This is a genomic window from Micromonospora sp. NPDC050795 (genome assembly GCF_044456785.1).
GTDB lineage: Bacteria > Actinomycetota > Actinomycetes > Mycobacteriales > Micromonosporaceae > Micromonospora.
This window is the reverse complement of the sequence record NZ_JBITGE010000002.1, coordinates 200,783-216,226: the sequence shown is the minus strand read 5'-3', so window position 1 is coordinate 216,226 and position 15,444 is coordinate 200,783. Positions and strand designations below refer to the sequence as shown.

The following is a 15,444-nucleotide window of genomic DNA, read 5'->3' as shown; positions in this document are numbered from 1 at the left end:
GGCGATGACAGACGGAACACGCCCGCCCACACCGGGACCGTCCGCCGAGCCGGGTGTGCTGCGGCCGGTGCTCGGCCTGCTGCGCCGGTGGTGGCCGGTCGGTGCGGTCGCGGTCCTGCTCGCCGGTGCCGCGCTGGCGTCCGCCCACTCGTCGATCGGTGCCAGTCGCATCCCGCCGGTCGCGGACAACGTGCCGTGGGTTCCCGAGTACCCGACGGTCGAGCCGTCGCCGTCCATCCCGATCGAGCCCCGCGACGCCGGCGAGGCCACCCAGGCGCACATCCCGCAGTGGGTCGGCACCGTGGCTGTGGTCCTGCTCGGTCTGGCCATCCTCGCCGCGCTCGGCTACCTCAGCTGGGTCCTGATCCGGGGAGCGCTGCGCCGCACCACCCGGGCACTACCCGCGCAGCGGGCCCGCCGTACCGCCGAGGGCACCGCCCGTGAGGTGGTCGCCGCCCTCGACGCCGGCCTGGTGGAGCTCGACGACCGGGACACCGACCCCCGGGTGGCGGTGATCGCCTGCTGGGTGCGCCTGGAGGAGACCGCCGCCGCGGCCGGTGTGCCGAGGCTCGCCGGGGACACCCCCACCGACCTGGTCAGCCGACTGTTGCAGGGTGACCCGGCGGCGGGCGTGCCGGCTATCGCCAGCACCGACGTGCTGGCCGAGTTCGCGCACGTCTACCGGGAGGCCCGCTACGCCACCCACCCGGTCGGCGAACGCACCCGGGACCAGGCCCGCGCCGCGCTCGGCCGGCTGCGCGGAGAGCTCACCGCGGCGGTGACCTCATGAGCAGCACCAGCATCGACGATCTGCTCGCGTTCGAGGAGGAGGCCGCGCCGGCCGGTCCGCAGGCGCGCCCGTCCCGATGGCGTCCGGTGCTGCGCTCGCTCGCGTGGGCCGCCGCGTTGGTCGCGGTCCTGCTGGTCGGCCTTCGCGCGGTGGGCCTCCAGGTCTCGCTTCCCGTACTGATCGCCGGGGTGCTCGCCGTGCTGGCGGTCCGCCGGGTCACCGCCCTGCTCGCGCCGCCACCTCCGCCGCCGCCGGCTCGCCGGGCCGGCGCGGGCGAGGAGGACGGCAGCTACAACTGGGACGCCCGGGACGCGCTCCGTGGCGCCATCAACCAGTGGGAACGGCCCCTGGACTGGTCGTCGAACCGAACCGAACGTTTCACCGAGGTGGTCCTGCCCCGGATCGGTGAACTGGCCGACGAGCGGATGCGGCTGAAACACGGCGTCACCCGTGAGTCGGATCCCGCCCGCGCCCGCGTCCTGCTGGGTGACCGCCTGTGGACGTTCCTGGAGACCCCGCCTCGCCGCACCCCGTCGCCGCGCGATCTCGCGGTGATCGTCGCCGAACTGGAGAGCATCTGATGAACGACGTGGACCGGAGCATTGCCCCCGCCGAGGTCGGGCACCTGGCTCGGGCGGTCCTGGACGCGGTCGGCACTGTCGTGGTCGGCAAGCGGGACGCGTTGGAGCTGGTCCTCGCCGGCATCCTCGCGGGCGGGCACGTGCTCCTGGAGGACCTGCCAGGGCTCGGTAAGACACTCACCGCCCGCTCGTTCGCCCAGGCCCTCGGGTTGGACTTCCGTCGGTTGCAGTTCACTCCCGACCTGCTCCCCGCCGACGTCACCGGCTCCTTCCTGTACGACCAGCGCAACGGTGACTTCACCTTCCGGGCCGGCCCGGTCTTCACCAACCTGCTCCTCGCCGACGAGATCAACCGGACGCCGCCGAAGACCCAGTCCGCGCTGCTGGAGGCGATGCAGGAGAAGCAGGTGTCGGTCGAGGGTGTGACCTACAAGCTCGACGAGCCGTTCCACGTGCTGGCCACTGCCAACCCCATCGAGTACGAGGGCACCTACCCGCTGCCGGAGGCGCAGCTGGACCGGTTCCTGCTGCGGGTCTCGTTCGGTTACCCGCAGCACGAAGAGGAGTGGGAGGTGCTGCGCCGTCGGATGAGCCGTCGCCGGGAGGAGGCGGACATCAAGGCGGTGGTCGACGCGGCGACGCTGCGGGCCATGCAGGCCGCACTGGAGGACGTGGTCGTGGAGGATTCCATCGGCCGTTACATCGTGTCGCTCACCGCGGCCACCCGGGAGCACCCGTCGGTGCTGGTCGGCGCCTCCCCTCGCGGTTCGCTGGCGCTGCTGCTGCTGGCCCGGGTCCGCGCGGTGTTCGGAGGACGGGACTACGTGGTGCCGGAGGACGTCAAGTCGGTGGCGGCCCCCGCCCTGGCTCACCGGATCACCCTGCGTCCGGAGATGTGGTTGCGCCGGGTCGACCCGGCGTTCGTGGTGGGCGAGGTGCTGGAGGCGACTCCCGCCCCGGCCAGCGGCGCGCTGCCCAGCTACGCCGCCGGCGGGCCCCGGCACTGATGACCGGACCGACAGTGCCGACGGCCACCGAGGCGGAACCGGCTGCCGGCTGGGCGCCCACCCCGGCGCTCGGCCGCGCGGTGCTGCTCGCCGGCCTGCTGCTGGTGGCCGGGGTGCTGCTGGGCCGGGTGGACCTCATCGTGCTCGCCGCCCCGTTCGCGTTGGGCACCGCGTACGCGCTGCGTCGACGACCCACCGCACTGCCGCAGGTGTGGATCACCCAGGGTGACGGTGGGCCGCTGGTCGAGGGCGGTGACGTGGCTGCGGCGGTGAGCGTCGGCAACCCGGACACCGTCGACTACGACCTGGTGGTGACGCGTACCCGGGTGTCGCAGTGGCTGCGGATCGACCGGGCCGGCTTCGCCCGCGACGAGACCGCCGACGACGGGGAGCCGAGCGCCACCCCGGGAACCGGTGCGACGGCGCCGGGCGACGGCAGGCGCCGATCCGTCGCGGACCGACCGTTCGTGACGTCGGTGCCGAGTGGCGCGGCGGTGGACCTGGAGCTGGCCGGCAAGGCCCTGCGCTGGGGCCGGCACCCGGTCGGCCCCGCCGGTGCGCGGGTCGCCACGGCCGGGGGTCTGCTGGTCTCCCGGGCGGTGATCACCGAGCCGGTACGGGTGCGGGTGTACCCCCGTACCGAGCCGTTCGAGGCGGTCGAGGCGATGCCCCGCGCCGCGGGCCTGGTCGGGGCGCACCACTCTCGCCGACCGGGAGAGGGCGGTGAACTCGCCGGCGTACGCGTCTTCGCTCCCGGTGACCGGCTTCGCCGGGTCGACTGGCGGGTCTCCTTGCGGGCCCGGCAACTGCACGTGGCCGCCACTCTCTCCGACCGGGACGCGGAGGTGGTGGTGCTGCTCGACGTGCTCGCCGAGGCGGGCCGCTCCGGTGGGGCTGACGGTGCCGCCTCGGTGTTGGACACCACGGTTCGGGCCACCGCCGCGATCGCCGAGCACTACCTGCACCGTGGTGACCGGGTCTCGCTGCTGGAGTACGGGCCGTCCGCCCGCCGGCTCCGGCCGGCCGCCGGGCGGCGGCAGTACCTGACCGTCCTGGAGTGGTTGCTCGATGTCCGGGTCCACGCGTCCGCACACGAACCGTACGACCAGGTCTTCGGCCCGCAGTTGCTCTCGTCGGACGCGTTGGTGGTGGTGCTCACCCCACTGCTGGACGAACGGTCGGCGCAGATGCTCGCCCGGTTGGCCCGTGGTGGGCGGTTCGTGGTGGCGGTCGACACGTTGCCGACCGACCTGGCGTCGCCGAAGGACCGGGGTTGGGCCGAGGTGGCGTACCGGCTGTGGCGCCTGGACCGGGAGACCATGATCGGGCAGCTCCGGGAGCATGGCGTACCGGTGGTGCGCTGGGCCGGTGCCGGCAGCCTGGACCAGGTGTTGCGGGACGTGGCCCGGTTGGCGACGGCCCCAAGGGTGGGTGGCCGGTGAGCGCGAGGAGTGAGCTTGCGAGCCCCGCAGTCGCGAACGGAAGGCGGGTGCGGTGAGCGCGAGGAGTGAGCTTGCGAGCCCCGCAGTCGCGAGCGGAAGGCGGGTGCGGTGAGCGCTCTGGTGGAGCGGGTTCGGGCGGCGCAGTACGCCGTCGCTCGCGTCAGCGTGGCTCCGCTGCTGGTCCGGGTGGGGATCTTCGTCATCGTGTTTGCCGGGTTTGCTCTGGCGTTCCCCGCGGAGGTGCTTTCCGGCCGGTCGATCTTCTTCCTGGCGGTGGCCGCCCTGTTGCCCGCGTTCGGGCCGCGCAAGGTCTGGACGACCTTCACGGCGCTGGTCACGGTGGGCGGTTGGTTGCTCGCCACCGACGGGTACGGCCGTCCGGTCGCCCTCTGGCGGCTGCTCGCCGTCGCGGCCCTGCTCTACCTGGGTCACACCCTCTGCGCGCTGGCCGCGTTGTTGCCCTATGACGCGATGGTGGACCCCGAGTTGATCACCCGGTGGTTGGTGCGGTCGTCGGCCGTGCTGTTGGGTTCCGCAGTCCTCGGCGTGCTGTTGTTGCAGGCGGCGGGGACGGGTGGGGGTGCCGGATACCAGTGGGTGACAGTGCTGGGGCTGCTGGTGGCGGTGGGGACGGCAGTGTTGCTGGGCTGGCTCCTGCGGCGTCGGTGACCACTGCGATCCGAGGGTTACGCAGGTCACATGGGTTGTGCTCCGTCACAGATGGGGGCCGCGAGCGGGATTACCTGAGCCGGCCGGGGAAAGATAGACGACGTGAATCCGAAGCGGATCCTTGTGGTTGGTGCAGGGCACGTCGGTCTGTACGCGGCGCTGCGCCTGTCGAAGAAGCTCAGCTCCCGTGAGGCTGAGGTCATGGTGGTTGACCCCCAACCCCACATGACCTATCAGCCGTTCCTGCCCGAGGCGGCGGCCGGCAACATCTCCCCGCGGCACTCGGTGGTGCCGCTGCGACGGGAGTTGCGCCGGTGCAAGATGGTGGCCGGCACGGTCACGCGGATCGAGCACGACCGCAAGGTGGCCACCGTGCAGCCGATCAGCGGCCCGGCCCGGGAGATCACCTACGACCACGTGATCGTGGCCCCGGGTTCGGTCTCCCGCACCCTGCCGATCCCCGGCCTGCACGAACAGGGCATCGGGTTCAAGACCATCGGCGAGGCGATCTACCTGCGCAACCACGTGCTGGATCGGCTCGACGTGGCGGCCGCCACGCCGGATCCGGACGTCCGCCGTTCGGCGCTGACCTTCACCTTCGTCGGCGGTGGGTACGCTGGCATCGAGGCGCTCGCCGAGATGGAGGACATGGCTCGCGACGCCCTGCGGTACTACCCGGAGCTCAAGCAGGACGAGGTCCGCTGGGTCCTGGTCGAGGCCACCCAGCGGGTGCTGCCCGAGGTCGACCGGGACATGGGTGCGTACACCGTGCAGCAGTTGATGAAGCGCAACATGGACATCCGGCTGGACACCCGTCTGGAGTCCTGCGTCGACGGGGTGGTGAAGCTCTCCGACGGTGACAGCTTCCGCTCTGACACGATCGTCTGGACGGCCGGTGTGAAGCCGTCGCCGATGCTGGACTCGACCGACTTCCCGCGCGACGACCGTCGACGGATCACCTGCCTGCCCACGCTCCAGGTGGTCGACGGTGACCAGGTGCTCGAGGGTGCCTGGAGCGCCGGGGACTGCGCGGCCGTGCCGGACCTGACCAAGGAGCCGGGCAACTTCTGCTCGCCGAGCGCTCAGCACGCGGTGCGTCAGGCCGCCCGGATGGCCGACAACATCGCGGCCGTGATCCGGGGTCGCGAGCCGGTGAACTACAAGCACAAGCACGTCGGCAGCGTGGCGAGCCTCGGCCTGCACAAGGGCGTGGCCCAGGTGTACGGGATCAAGATGACCGGTTGGCCGGCCTGGGTGATGCACCGGACGTACCACATGAGCCGGATCCCGTCGTTCAACCGGAAGGTCCGCGTGGTGGTGGACTGGTCGTTGGCGTTCTTCCTCAAGCGTGAGGTGGTCGCCCTGGGCCAGCTGCACGACCCGCGCGAGGAGTTCGTCGAGGCCTCCCAGCCGGTCGGCGCGCCCCGCGTCTGACCAGAGACAGACGCCAACCCCGTCGATCTTGCACTTCCGGATGCCGTGATGCGCCTTCTGGTGCGTCTTGTCCGGACAGAAAGTGCAAGATCGGCGGGGTTTTGGCTGGTCTAGACCCGCCACGTCCAGGCGTCGGCGATGCGGGTGGGCGGGCCGTAGAGCTGTTCCAGGGTTGCTCGCAGGGCGTCCGCGTGAGGGGTTTCGTCGGTGAGCGCCACGCAGGAGGCGCCCCAGAAGTCCGCGTCGCGGACGGCCTGGCGGCGCTGCTCGTCACCGATGGCCGGTTGGTCACCCCGGCGGGCGACATCCGCCAGTAGTGCCGAGGTGGGCTGCTTGAAGGTGCCCATCGCCGCGGCGCCGCCCCTCCCGTACGGGCCGATGAAGAAGCCTTCCGGTAGCCCGAAACCGGCGTCGGCGGCGGTCGCCCAGCGCATCGGCCAGGGCTCCTTCGGGGTGGGCAGTGGTACCGGGACCAGCACCCCGCCCGGCGGTACGCACTGCCGCCAGTGGCCGCCGGTGATGAATTCCGGCACGGCGGGTCGTCCGGCGGTCGGCAGGGGGGTCGGGAAGATCGGCAGCAGCGCCGCGCCGACGGCCAGCGGCACCAGCCGCCGCGCCCGGCCGGAGGTGCGCAGGGCCCGGTCGACCGCGAGCACCAGCAGCGTGGCGACGATGGGCAGCAACGCCAGCGCGAACCGCATCGGCAACGCCCCGTCCACCACCGGCAGCCCTCCGATCAGGGCGTACGGGCCGGGGACCGCCGTCCTGGTGCCGCCGAGCACCACCTCCGGGCCGAGCGAGAGCGCCCCCATCACCAGGCCCGCCACGACGCAGGCGAAGACCAGCCGGCGCCGCCCGGCCCAGATCGCGCAGACCGCGGCGACCAGCAGCAGTGGCCAGCCGAGGAACGTGTTGTACTCGGCGGGCCCGGTGGTCAGCCGGGCGGATTCGTCGCTGCCGGCCACCGACAGTGGGGAGAGCGTCCACCAGCTGCTCAGGTCGGCGGAGAAGTAGGCAGGGGTGAACATCCCGTCGGCGACTCCCTGCGGCCCGGCGAACTGGAACCACAGCGGATAGCCGAGCACCAGCAGGGCGAGCCCGGCGGCGATCGCCAACCCGCCGGCGAACCCGGGAAGCGCCCGGCGGGCCAGGTCCCGGTCCGCCACGGCGTAGCTGATCGCCATCGCCAGCAGCGTGATCGCGGCGAGGAAGAGCACCTCCTCGCCGATGAAGACCTGCGCGCTGACCGCGCCGGCCAGCCCCGCGGCAGAGGTGAACAGTCGCCGACGGTCCGGCCCGGTGGCCCGGGTACTGCCGGCTTCGTCGGGGGTGCCGGGCCCCGGGTCGGCCGCCCGCAGCAGCCGGACCACCAGCCAGACGATCACCGGCACCAGCCACTGGGCGGTCATGTGCAGGTGGCTGTTCGTCTGCGACACCATGCCGGGTCCGAATCCGCACAGCCCGCCGCCGAGAGCGGCGGCCAGCCGGCGGACGCGCAGCGTCCGGTCGAACAGCAGGTACCAGGCGAGTGCGGTGCCGGCGAGGTTGCCGGCGGCGAGCAGCGCGAAAGTGACCGGCGCGCCCAGCAGCAGGGTGACCGGCGCGAAGAGGATGCCGAGGGCGATCACTGTGGTGTTGGCCATCAGGTTCACGCCGTCGGGAGCGTTGAGCCGGTCGGTGAGCAGGTCGAAGTCGCCGAGCAGCGCGCGGGCGTCCACCGCCAGGAACCACTCGTAGAGGGTCTGGTCCTCCGGGTTGAGCGCCAGGATGCGGCCGCCCGGGTCGGGCCACAGCCCGTGGGTGAGCCAGCCGGCCAGCGCCGCGAAGAGCAGAGCGGCCAGCAGATCCGCCCGGTGGCGGCGGACGGAGGCCAGCAGCCGGGTGGCCCGGGGTCGGCGGTTGGCCCGATCGGCGAGGCGGAATGCCTGCTCAGGGGCGGCGTCGGGGGCCGTGGGGGCTGCGCTGCTCACGGCATCGACCCTAATGCGGCCAGGCCGGCGGGGTACGCCGGGTCGCCGTAGACCGGCTACGGTGACACTGCACCAGGCGTGTCGGCGCGCCGGTGCCACTCGCCCGGGTGGTGGAAAGGCAGACACGGCCGCCTTAAAAGCGGCTGCCGAAAGGCGTGCGGGTTCGACCCCCGCCCCGGGCACCGGTCGACTCACACATTCTCATTCGTGATCTCCAGGACTTGGCTCTGCCGTTTACTCTTGGAGGGCACGTTCACGTGCACACGACCCCCTGAGGGAGGCCAGACAGTGAAGACCTCGAACCCGGTGCTCGCCCGGCTCGGCCAAGCGGCCGAGCGGGAGCGCTCCGCCGGGTACGCCCCGGCCGGGCCGTACGGACAGCCCGGCATTCCCCAGCAGTACCCGTCCCAGGCCGACTACCCGGCCGCGCCACCCACTGTGGCGCCGATGACCGTCGACGACGTGGTCGTCAAGACGGTCGCTCTGCTCGGCATTCTCGGCATCACCGCCGCGGCCGCCTGGGTGCTCGTGCCCGACGCGCTGGTCGGGACCGCCTGGATCGGCGCGGCGGTCGTCGGCCTGGTGCTCGGCTTGATCATTTCGTTCTCCCGGATGGCCAACCCGGCGCTCGTGATCGCGTACGCGGTCGTCGAGGGTGTTTTCGTCGGCATGGTCAGCAAGGCGTTCGAGACGGCCTACGACGGCATCGTGCTCCAGGCCGCCGCAGCCAGCTTCGGCATCTTCTTCCTGATGGCGATGCTCTACCGGGCGAAGGTCATCCGGGCGACCCCGGCCTTCGTCAAGGGCATGATCGCCGTGATGGTCGGCCTCTTCGCGGTCATGATGATCAACCTGGTGCTGGCGCTGTTCGGCGTCAACACCGGCCTGCGCGACGGCAGCCCGCTCGCCATCGGCTTCAGCCTGGTCTGCATCGTGGTCGCCTCGCTGAGCTTCGTGCTCAGCTTCAAGGAGATCGAGGACGGCGTCCGGATGGGCCTGCCCCAGCGCTACTCCTGGACTGCCGCGTTCGGCATCCTGGTCAGCCTGGTCTGGCTCTACATCGAGATCCTGCGCCTGCTGAGCTACTTCCAGGGCGACGACTGACCTCGTCCGCACTGCCGACCGGCGCCCGTCCCCACTTCGGTGAGGGCGGGCGCCGTCGTCCGCGCCGTTTGCCCGCCGCCGCCGGTCCGCCCGGGGCAGAGTGACTTCGGGGGGTACGCGGGCTAAGGAGGCGGCGGTGCGCAGCAACAACCCGGTGCTCAACCGGCTGGACGAAACCGGCCGGGTGGAGGCCCGGGTGCTCGGCGCCCGTGACGTCGAGCCGATGACCGTCGACGACGTGGTGGTCCGTACCGTCGGGTTGCTGCTGGTGACCGGCGCGGCCGCGGCGGTGTCCTGGGCGGTGATCCCCGACGCGGTGTGGCTGGGCGCGGCGCTGGCCGGCAGCGCGCTCGCCTCGATCGCTCTGGTCCTGGTCATCTCGTTGCGGGGGATCACCAACCCGGTGCCGATCGTCGGCTACGCCATCCTCCAGGGGCTGCTGCTGGGGGTGGCGAGCCGCACCTTCGAGCAGGTCTATCCGGGCATCGTGGTGCAGGCGGTGGCGGGTACCTTCGGCGTCTTCCTCGGCATGGCGGCGCTCTACCGGGCCCGGGTGATCCGGGCGACGCCCCGCCTGGCCCGCCTGGTGATCGGCACCCTGCTCGGCATCGCCGTGCTCAGCGTGGTCAACCTGGTGTCGTACCTGATCACCGGGCGGTCGGGCCTGGCGGTCTACAGCGTCAGCGGGCAGGTCGGTTGGCTGCCGTACGCCTTCTCGGTGGTGGCCATCATCGCCGGGGCGTTCAGCTTCATTCTCGACTTCGACCTCGTCGAGCGTTCGGTGCGGGACGGCCGAGCCCGTCGGTACGCGTGGCTGAGCGCGTTCGGCCTGCTCACCGGGTTGGTCTTCCTCTACTGGCAGTTGCTGCGGCTGCTCAGTTATCTGCGCCGCTGACCAAGCCCGACCCGGACGCGGCCGGTGTCGGCCGTAGACTCGGCGGCGATGAGCGCAGCGGAGTTGGACAAGGCCGTGCAGTTGCTGGTCCGTCAGATCGCGCACTGGCAGCAGCCCCGGTGGGCGGCGGTCGCGACCGCCGGCAACGTGTCCCGCGCCGACCTGGTGCACCGCCTGGTGCAGGAGGTGGCCAACCTGGCCGCCGACGCCGAGGGGGAGCCCCGTCGGGTGGTGCCCCGGCTCGACAACGACCTGGCCCTGCCCGATCAGTTGCGGGTGGTCACGGCGGACCTGCTGGCCGCCCACCCGGGGCCCGAGGCGCTGGCCCGGGCCGCCGCCGAGGTGACGGCGACCCGCAGCGCGCTCTGAGGGCTGCTCGGCTCAGCTGAGCCGTTCGAGCACCATGGCCATGCCCTGGCCACCGCCCACGCACATGGTCTCCAGACCGATGGTCTTGTCGTGCCACTCGAGTGCGTTGAGCAGGGTGCCGGTGATCCGGGCGCCGGTCATGCCGAACGGGTGACCGACCGCGATGGCCCCGCCCATGACGTTCAGCTTCTCCTCCGGGATGCCCAACTCGCGGTAGGAGGGGATGACCTGCGCGGCGAACGCCTCGTTGATCTCGACCAGGTCGACGTCGTCGATGGTCATGCCGGCTCGGCGCAGCGCCTGCCGGGACGCCTCGACCGGCCCGAGACCCATGATCTCCGGCGACAGGGCTGTCACGCCGGTCGAGACGATCCGGGCCAGCGGGGTGAGCCCGAGTTCCTCGGCCCGCTGGGCGCTCATCACCACCACTGCGGCGGCGCCGTCGTTGAGCGGGCAGCAGTTGCCCGCGGTGATCCGACCGTCCGGGCGGAACACCGGCTTCAGGCCGCCGACCGCGTCGAGGGTGACGCCGGCCCGGGGCCCGTCGTCGGTGCTCACCACTGTGCCGTCCGGCGTGGTGACCGGGGTGATCTCCCGGGCCCAGAAACCGTCGGTGATGGCCTTCTCGGCGAGGTTCTGGCTGCGTACGCCGAACTCGTCCATGTCGGCGCGGGTGACGTCGTACACCTGGGCCAGGTTCTCCGCGGTCTGCCCCATGGACAGGTAGATGTCGGGCAGCTCGCCGGCCTCCCGCGGGTCGGTCCACACCTCGGCGTCGCCCTGCGCGCGGCGCTTCGAGCGCTCAGCGGCCGTGCCGAAGCGGGGGTTCTCCCAGCGGCCGCCGACCAGGGCCTGCGCCTCGGACGGCAGCCCGTCGGAGCTGCCCCGGGCGTAGCGGGAAACCATCTCCACCCCGGCGGAGACGAACACGTCGCCCTCGCCGGCCCGGATGGCGTGCATCGCCATCCGGGTGGTCTGCAACGAGGAGGCGCAGTAGCGGGTCAGCGTGGCGCCGGGGACAGTGTCCAGACCGAGGAGGGTGGACACCACCCGGGCCATGTTGAAGCCCTGCTCGCCGCCGGGCAGGCCGCACCCGAGGTAGAGGTCGTCGATCGTGGTCGGATCGAGCGCGGGGATCTTGTCCAGCGCGGCCTGGACGATGGTCGCGGCGAGGTCGTCGGAGCGGACGTCGCGCAGGGAACCCTTGTGCGCCCGGCCGATGGGGGAGCGGGCGGTGGCGACGATGACGGCGTCGCGGGACGACTCAATCGGCATGGACCAACGTTAACCCGCCGGTAACATGGCGCGGAAGAAGCCGGCGCGGCGGGAAATGTCACCCTCACCGGGGCGATCTAGCGCCGGGTCGTGGCCGCCGCCGCGGCGACGATGGCGGGCAGCAGCGCGTGCGCCCACACCCGGTAGCCGTCGGCGGAGGGGTGGAAGCCGTCCTGGCAGAGCGTCCCGGCATCGGCCCGGAACACCGGCCCGGTCTCGGTGGCCAGGTCGACCACCGAGCCGCCCGCCTCCAGCACGGCAGTGGTCTGCGCGCGGGCCACCCGACGCCCGGACCAGCCGACCACCTGCCGCAGCGGAGGCGCGATGGCACGCACGGCCCCGAGGTCGGGGCAGGTGCCCACCACCACCTCGACGCGCGCCTCGCGCAGGCGGTGCACCGCAGCGCCGAGATAGGCCGCCGCGTCGGAGGGCCGGCGCAGCCCGGTGGCGTCGTTCGCGCCGATCAGGATCAACGCCACGTCGGGCCGCTCGCCGAGCAGGGCCCGGGCCACCTGGGTGGCGAGGTCCGTCGAGCGGGAACCGGAGACGCCGACGCTGGACAGGTGCACCCGGCGGCCGGCCGGGCCCTCGGCGAGCAGATTGGCCAACTGCCCGCCGATGGTGTCCTCCAGACGGTCGACACCCACGCCCAGTGCCGACGAGTCGCCCAGCAGCACCAGCCGCAGCGGGGCAGCGCCCGCCCGGCCGATCGTGGCGCGCAGGGCAAGGCCGAGCTCCGGTTCGGCGTAGCGTCGGTGCCGGGCGATGAACGCCTCACCCGCGAGGACGGCGGCGCCCCCGACAGTGCCGGCGAACAGCGAGATCGCCGCCGCCCGACCCAGTCGGCCGGCGAGGCCGGAGGTCACGCTCCGCGCGCTGCGCTCGTTCATGCCAGTCCCTCCACTGTCGAGGTGTCCGAGGCGGACCCGTGCTGCGGCACCGCGCCGACACCGAAGAACGCCCGTCGGCGCAGCTGCGCCCACCGGCCGGCCGGCCCCCGATCACGGCCTCGCACCTGGACGCCGCTGACCTCCGTGCCGGCGTGTCGGGCCGCCTCCTGCGCGGCCCTCGGCAGCGACCGTACGCCCTCCCCGAGCGTCGGTGTGGCCCGTCGTTCCGGGGTCGCGCCGAGGGCGGAGAGCATCGTCGGCAGGAGCGCGGCGGCAGCCATCGCGTACCCCTCGGCGGAAGGATGGAACCGGTCCCAGGCGAACATCCGGGTCGGCTCGGCCGCGAACCGGGGGCCGAGCAGGTCACCGAGGGAGACCGTCCGCCCGCCCGCCTCGACCACGGCCACCGTCTGGGCGGCCGCGAGCTGGCGGCTCCAGCGGTGCGCCAGCCAGCGCAGGGGAGGCTGGATCGGGCGGATCGCGCCCAGGTCGGGGCAGGTGCCGACGACCACCTCGCACCCCGCGTCACGCAGGGTGTGCACCGCCTCGACCAGGTAGCGCACCGCCAGGCCGCGCGGGGTGCGGTTGGTGATGTCGTTGCCGCCGATGAGGATCACCGCGATGTCGGGTCGGCACTCCAGCGCCGCCTCCACCTGGTGGCGCAGCGCCGCCGAGATGGCGCCGACCACCGCGAAGCGGTGCAGCTGCACCGGCCGGTGCAGTCGCCGGGACAGGCCGGTGGCGAGCAGCGCCCCGGGCGTCTCGCGACGGCGGTGCACCCCGTAGCCGGCCGCCGACGAGTCACCGAGCACGACCATGGTCAGCGCCGGGCCGGGGAACTTCGCGCCGTACATCCCGTCGCAGCGGGGCGGCGGCGCCTCGGCCATCGGGATGGTCCGTCGTGCCTGGCGGGCCTGGCCGACCAGCACCCCGCCGGTCGCCACCACGGCCGCCGCTGTGGCGCCCGTCCCGATGGCCGCCAGCAGGGCGACGCGCCTGGCCTGCCGCCAGCGCTCATCGGGTACGACGAAACCTGCCACCCCCATATCTCGACATTATCGCGCTGGCCCGACACACCGCTGTCGTCGTGACGGCACGCGGGTGCCTGGAAACCGACGCGACGGGGTACCTGGGTTCCAGAGGCCGGCCGACTTGCGCCGACCCGCCACGCTGATCCGGCGGAGAGGAGCGCGACGATGGGTAAGACACTGAAGCGCAGCGCGGCGTTCACGGCCCTGGCGCGGGCCCTGGCGGCCGGGGCGCGCAACGGGCCGTCGATCGGCACGCGGTTGGCAGCGCTGCCCCGGATGATCAGGGCCACCACCAAGGGGGAGTACGACGGCGGCCTTCGGCTGGCCCTGATGACCGCGGCGACGGCGTACATCGTCTCGCCGATCGACCTGCTCCCGGAGATCCCGCTGGCGATCTTCGGGCTGGCCGACGACGCGGTGATGGTCACCTGGTTGGCTGGCAGCGTGCTCGCCGAGACCGACCGGTTCCTCGAGTGGGAGGCCCGCCGCAGCTCGGTCATCCCCGGGGGGTTGGTGCCCTGACGACACGTACGCTGGCGGTGAGCAATCGTCTTCCCGGTCGCCCACCGCCGGCGCCGCAACGAAGGGCACACCGTGCAGTACTACGACAACGTCGTCGACATGATCGGAAACACCCCGCTGGTGCGTCTGCGTAACGTCACCGAGGGCATCCAGGCCACCGTGCTGGCCAAGGTGGAGTACGTCAACCCGGGCGGCTCGGTGAAGGACCGGATCGCGCTGCGGATGGTGGAGGACGCCGAGGCCGCCGGCCTGCTCAAACCCGGTGGCACCATCGTCGAGCCGACCAGCGGCAACACCGGCGTCGGGTTGGCCCTGGTGGCCCAGCTCAAGGGCTACAAGTGCGTCTTCGTCTGCCCCGACAAGGTCAGCCAGGACAAGCAGGACGTGCTCCGGGCGTACGGCGCCGAGGTGGTGGTCTGCCCGACCGCCGTCGCGCCGGAGGACCCGCGCTCGTACTACAACGTCTCGGACCGGCTGACCCGGGAGATCCCCGGCGCCTGGAAGCCCAACCAGTACAGCAACCCGGCCAACCCGCGCTCGCACTACGAGACGACCGGTCCGGAGCTGTGGAAGCAGACCGACGGCGAACTCACCCACTTCGTGACCGGCGTCGGCACCGGCGGCACCATCTCCGGCATCGGCCGGTACCTCAAGGAGGCGTCCGAGGGTCGGGTGCGCGTCATCGGGGCCGACCCGGAGGGCTCGGTCTACTCCGGCGGCACCGGCCGTCCGTACCTGGTGGAGGGCGTCGGCGAGGACTTCTGGCCGGAGACGTACGACCGGGGTGTCGCCGACGAGATCGTGGAGGTCTCCGACAAGGCGTCCTTCGAGATGACCCGGCGACTGGCCCGCGAGGAGGGGCTGCTGGTCGGCGGTTCCTGCGGCATGGCGGTGGTCGCCGCCCTGGAGGTCGCCCGCCGGGCCGGCCCGGACGACGTGGTGGTGGTGCTGCTGCCCGACGGCGGTCGCGGCTACCTCTCCAAGATCTTCAACGACTCGTGGATGGCCCGGTACGGCTTCCTCGACAACTCAGGCGCAGAGCCGACGGTGGCCGATGCGCTGGCGAGCAAGCCGGGCGGGCTGCCCGAGCTGGTGCACGTGCACCCGACCGAGACCGTCCGCGACGCGATCGACTACATGCGCGAGTACGGCGTCTCGCAACTGCCGGTGCTCAAGGCCGAGCCGCCCGTGGTGACCGGTGAGGTCGCCGGCTCGATCGCCGAGCGGGACCTGCTCGACGCGCTGTTCACCGGCCAGGCCCACCTGCACGACACGATCGAGCGGCACATGGGCGACCCGCTGCCGATGATCGGCGGTGGTCAGCCGGTGAGCGAGGCGGTGGGCATGTTGGAGAAGTCCGACGCCGCGCTGGTCCTGGTCGACGGCAAGCCCAAGGGCGTCCTGACCCGCCAGGACCTCCTGTCCCACCTGGGAGCCCACTAGCCCTCCCCGGACCCCGGAACCC

14 protein-coding genes, 1 tRNA gene and 1 pseudogene are annotated in these 15,444 nt (G+C 72.4%); 12 read left to right on the top strand and 4 right to left on the bottom strand.

What is annotated here, in order from left to right:
- Positions 1-4 precede the first annotated feature (4 nt).
- The 6 genes from ACIBEF_RS03230 (at position 5) to ACIBEF_RS03205 (ending at position 5,923) form a co-directional block, all read left to right on the top strand.
- A complete protein-coding gene (locus ACIBEF_RS03230) occupies positions 5-790 on the top strand; it encodes a DUF4129 domain-containing protein (RefSeq protein ID WP_396790729.1) in 786 nt (261 codons plus the stop codon).
- On the top strand, positions 787-1,371 hold the full coding sequence (locus ACIBEF_RS03225) for a hypothetical protein (RefSeq protein ID WP_396790727.1): 585 nt from the start codon (positions 787-789) through the stop codon (positions 1,369-1,371). The genes ACIBEF_RS03230 and ACIBEF_RS03225 overlap by 4 nt, the downstream gene beginning before the upstream one ends.
- Entirely contained in the window at positions 1,371-2,378 is a 1,008-nt protein-coding gene (locus tag ACIBEF_RS03220; RefSeq protein WP_091394243.1) for a MoxR family ATPase, read from the top strand. Before ACIBEF_RS03225 ends, ACIBEF_RS03220 begins: the two co-directional genes overlap by 1 nt.
- A complete protein-coding gene (locus ACIBEF_RS03215; protein WP_396790725.1) occupies positions 2,378-3,820 on the top strand; it encodes a DUF58 domain-containing protein in 1,443 nt (480 codons plus the stop codon). Before ACIBEF_RS03220 ends, ACIBEF_RS03215 begins: the two co-directional genes overlap by 1 nt.
- A 108-nt stretch (positions 3,821-3,928) precedes the next feature.
- On the top strand, positions 3,929-4,489 hold the full coding sequence (locus tag ACIBEF_RS03210; protein ID WP_396790723.1) for a hypothetical protein: 561 nt from the start codon (positions 3,929-3,931) through the stop codon (positions 4,487-4,489).
- Between the two features lie 102 nt (positions 4,490-4,591).
- A complete protein-coding gene (locus ACIBEF_RS03205) occupies positions 4,592-5,923 on the top strand; it encodes an NAD(P)/FAD-dependent oxidoreductase (RefSeq protein WP_145787284.1) in 1,332 nt (443 codons plus the stop codon).
- A gap of 110 nt (positions 5,924-6,033) precedes the next feature.
- Here ACIBEF_RS03205 and ACIBEF_RS03200 read toward each other — a convergent pair whose 3' ends face one another.
- Positions 6,034-7,893, bottom strand: coding sequence for a hypothetical protein (locus tag ACIBEF_RS03200; protein WP_396790720.1), 1,860 nt, complete (start codon positions 7,891-7,893; stop codon positions 6,034-6,036).
- Between the two features lie 101 nt (positions 7,894-7,994).
- Between ACIBEF_RS03200 and ACIBEF_RS03195 the strand changes: the two genes are divergently transcribed.
- The 4 genes from ACIBEF_RS03195 to ACIBEF_RS03180 all read left to right on the top strand — a co-directional run bounded on the left by ACIBEF_RS03195 (position 7,995) and on the right by ACIBEF_RS03180 (position 10,261).
- Positions 7,995-8,075: transfer RNA gene (locus tag ACIBEF_RS03195), tRNA-Leu, on the top strand.
- 106 nt (positions 8,076-8,181) lie between these two features.
- The gene (locus ACIBEF_RS03190; protein ID WP_396790718.1) at positions 8,182-8,997 is read left to right on the top strand and encodes a Bax inhibitor-1/YccA family protein; all 816 of its coding nucleotides are present in this window, start codon (positions 8,182-8,184) and stop codon (positions 8,995-8,997) included.
- Positions 8,998-9,133: 136 nt separating this feature from the next.
- Positions 9,134-9,892, top strand: a complete 759-nt coding sequence (locus ACIBEF_RS03185) for a Bax inhibitor-1/YccA family protein (RefSeq protein WP_366610327.1) — start codon at positions 9,134-9,136, stop codon at positions 9,890-9,892.
- 48 nt (positions 9,893-9,940) lie between these two features.
- Positions 9,941-10,261: a hypothetical protein gene (locus ACIBEF_RS03180; protein WP_355005640.1), complete on the top strand. Its 321-nt coding sequence runs from the start codon at positions 9,941-9,943 to the stop codon at positions 10,259-10,261.
- Positions 10,262-10,273: 12 nt separating this feature from the next.
- On the opposite strand, the gene ACIBEF_RS03175 is transcribed toward ACIBEF_RS03180, so the two are convergent.
- From ACIBEF_RS03175 to ACIBEF_RS03165, 3 genes and pseudogenes are all read right to left on the bottom strand, one after another.
- Entirely contained in the window at positions 10,274-11,536 is a 1,263-nt protein-coding gene (locus ACIBEF_RS03175) for an acetyl-CoA C-acetyltransferase (protein ID WP_396790715.1), read from the bottom strand.
- 77 nt (positions 11,537-11,613) lie between these two features.
- Positions 11,614-12,426, bottom strand: coding sequence for an SGNH/GDSL hydrolase family protein (locus ACIBEF_RS03170; protein WP_396790847.1), 813 nt, complete (start codon positions 12,424-12,426; stop codon positions 11,614-11,616).
- Positions 12,412-13,472 (bottom strand): annotated as a pseudogene (locus ACIBEF_RS03165) (SGNH/GDSL hydrolase family protein); the annotation flags it as partial. The pseudogene ACIBEF_RS03165 and the gene ACIBEF_RS03170, both read right to left, overlap by 15 nt.
- A gap of 150 nt (positions 13,473-13,622) precedes the next feature.
- Here ACIBEF_RS03165 and ACIBEF_RS03160 point away from each other — a divergent pair.
- Together ACIBEF_RS03160 and ACIBEF_RS03155 are read left to right on the top strand one after the other, a co-directional pair.
- A complete protein-coding gene (locus ACIBEF_RS03160; protein WP_112582466.1) occupies positions 13,623-13,979 on the top strand; it encodes a YkvA family protein in 357 nt (118 codons plus the stop codon).
- 72 nt (positions 13,980-14,051) lie between these two features.
- On the top strand, positions 14,052-15,422 hold the full coding sequence (locus ACIBEF_RS03155) for a cystathionine beta-synthase (protein WP_355005636.1): 1,371 nt from the start codon (positions 14,052-14,054) through the stop codon (positions 15,420-15,422).
- The last annotated feature ends 22 nt before the right edge of the window (positions 15,423-15,444 follow it).

Coding starts and splice junctions, on each gene's coding strand:
- ACIBEF_RS03225 (WP_396790727.1), top strand. CDS start 787: ATGAGCAGCACCAGCATCGACGATCTGCTCGCGTTCGAGGAGGAGGCC.
- ACIBEF_RS03220 (WP_091394243.1), top strand. CDS start 1,371: ATGAACGACGTGGACCGGAGCATTGCCCCCGCCGAGGTCGGGCACCTG.
- ACIBEF_RS03175 (WP_396790715.1), bottom strand. CDS start 11,536: ATGCCGATTGAGTCGTCCCGCGACGCCGTCATCGTCGCCACCGCCCGC.
- ACIBEF_RS03215 (WP_396790725.1), top strand. CDS start 2,378: ATGACCGGACCGACAGTGCCGACGGCCACCGAGGCGGAACCGGCTGCC.
- ACIBEF_RS03160 (WP_112582466.1), top strand. CDS start 13,623: ATGGGTAAGACACTGAAGCGCAGCGCGGCGTTCACGGCCCTGGCGCGG.
- ACIBEF_RS03230 (WP_396790729.1), top strand. CDS start 5: ATGACAGACGGAACACGCCCGCCCACACCGGGACCGTCCGCCGAGCCG.
- ACIBEF_RS03170 (WP_396790847.1), bottom strand. CDS start 12,426: ATGAACGAGCGCAGCGCGCGGAGCGTGACCTCCGGCCTCGCCGGCCGA.
- ACIBEF_RS03180 (WP_355005640.1), top strand. CDS start 9,941: ATGAGCGCAGCGGAGTTGGACAAGGCCGTGCAGTTGCTGGTCCGTCAG.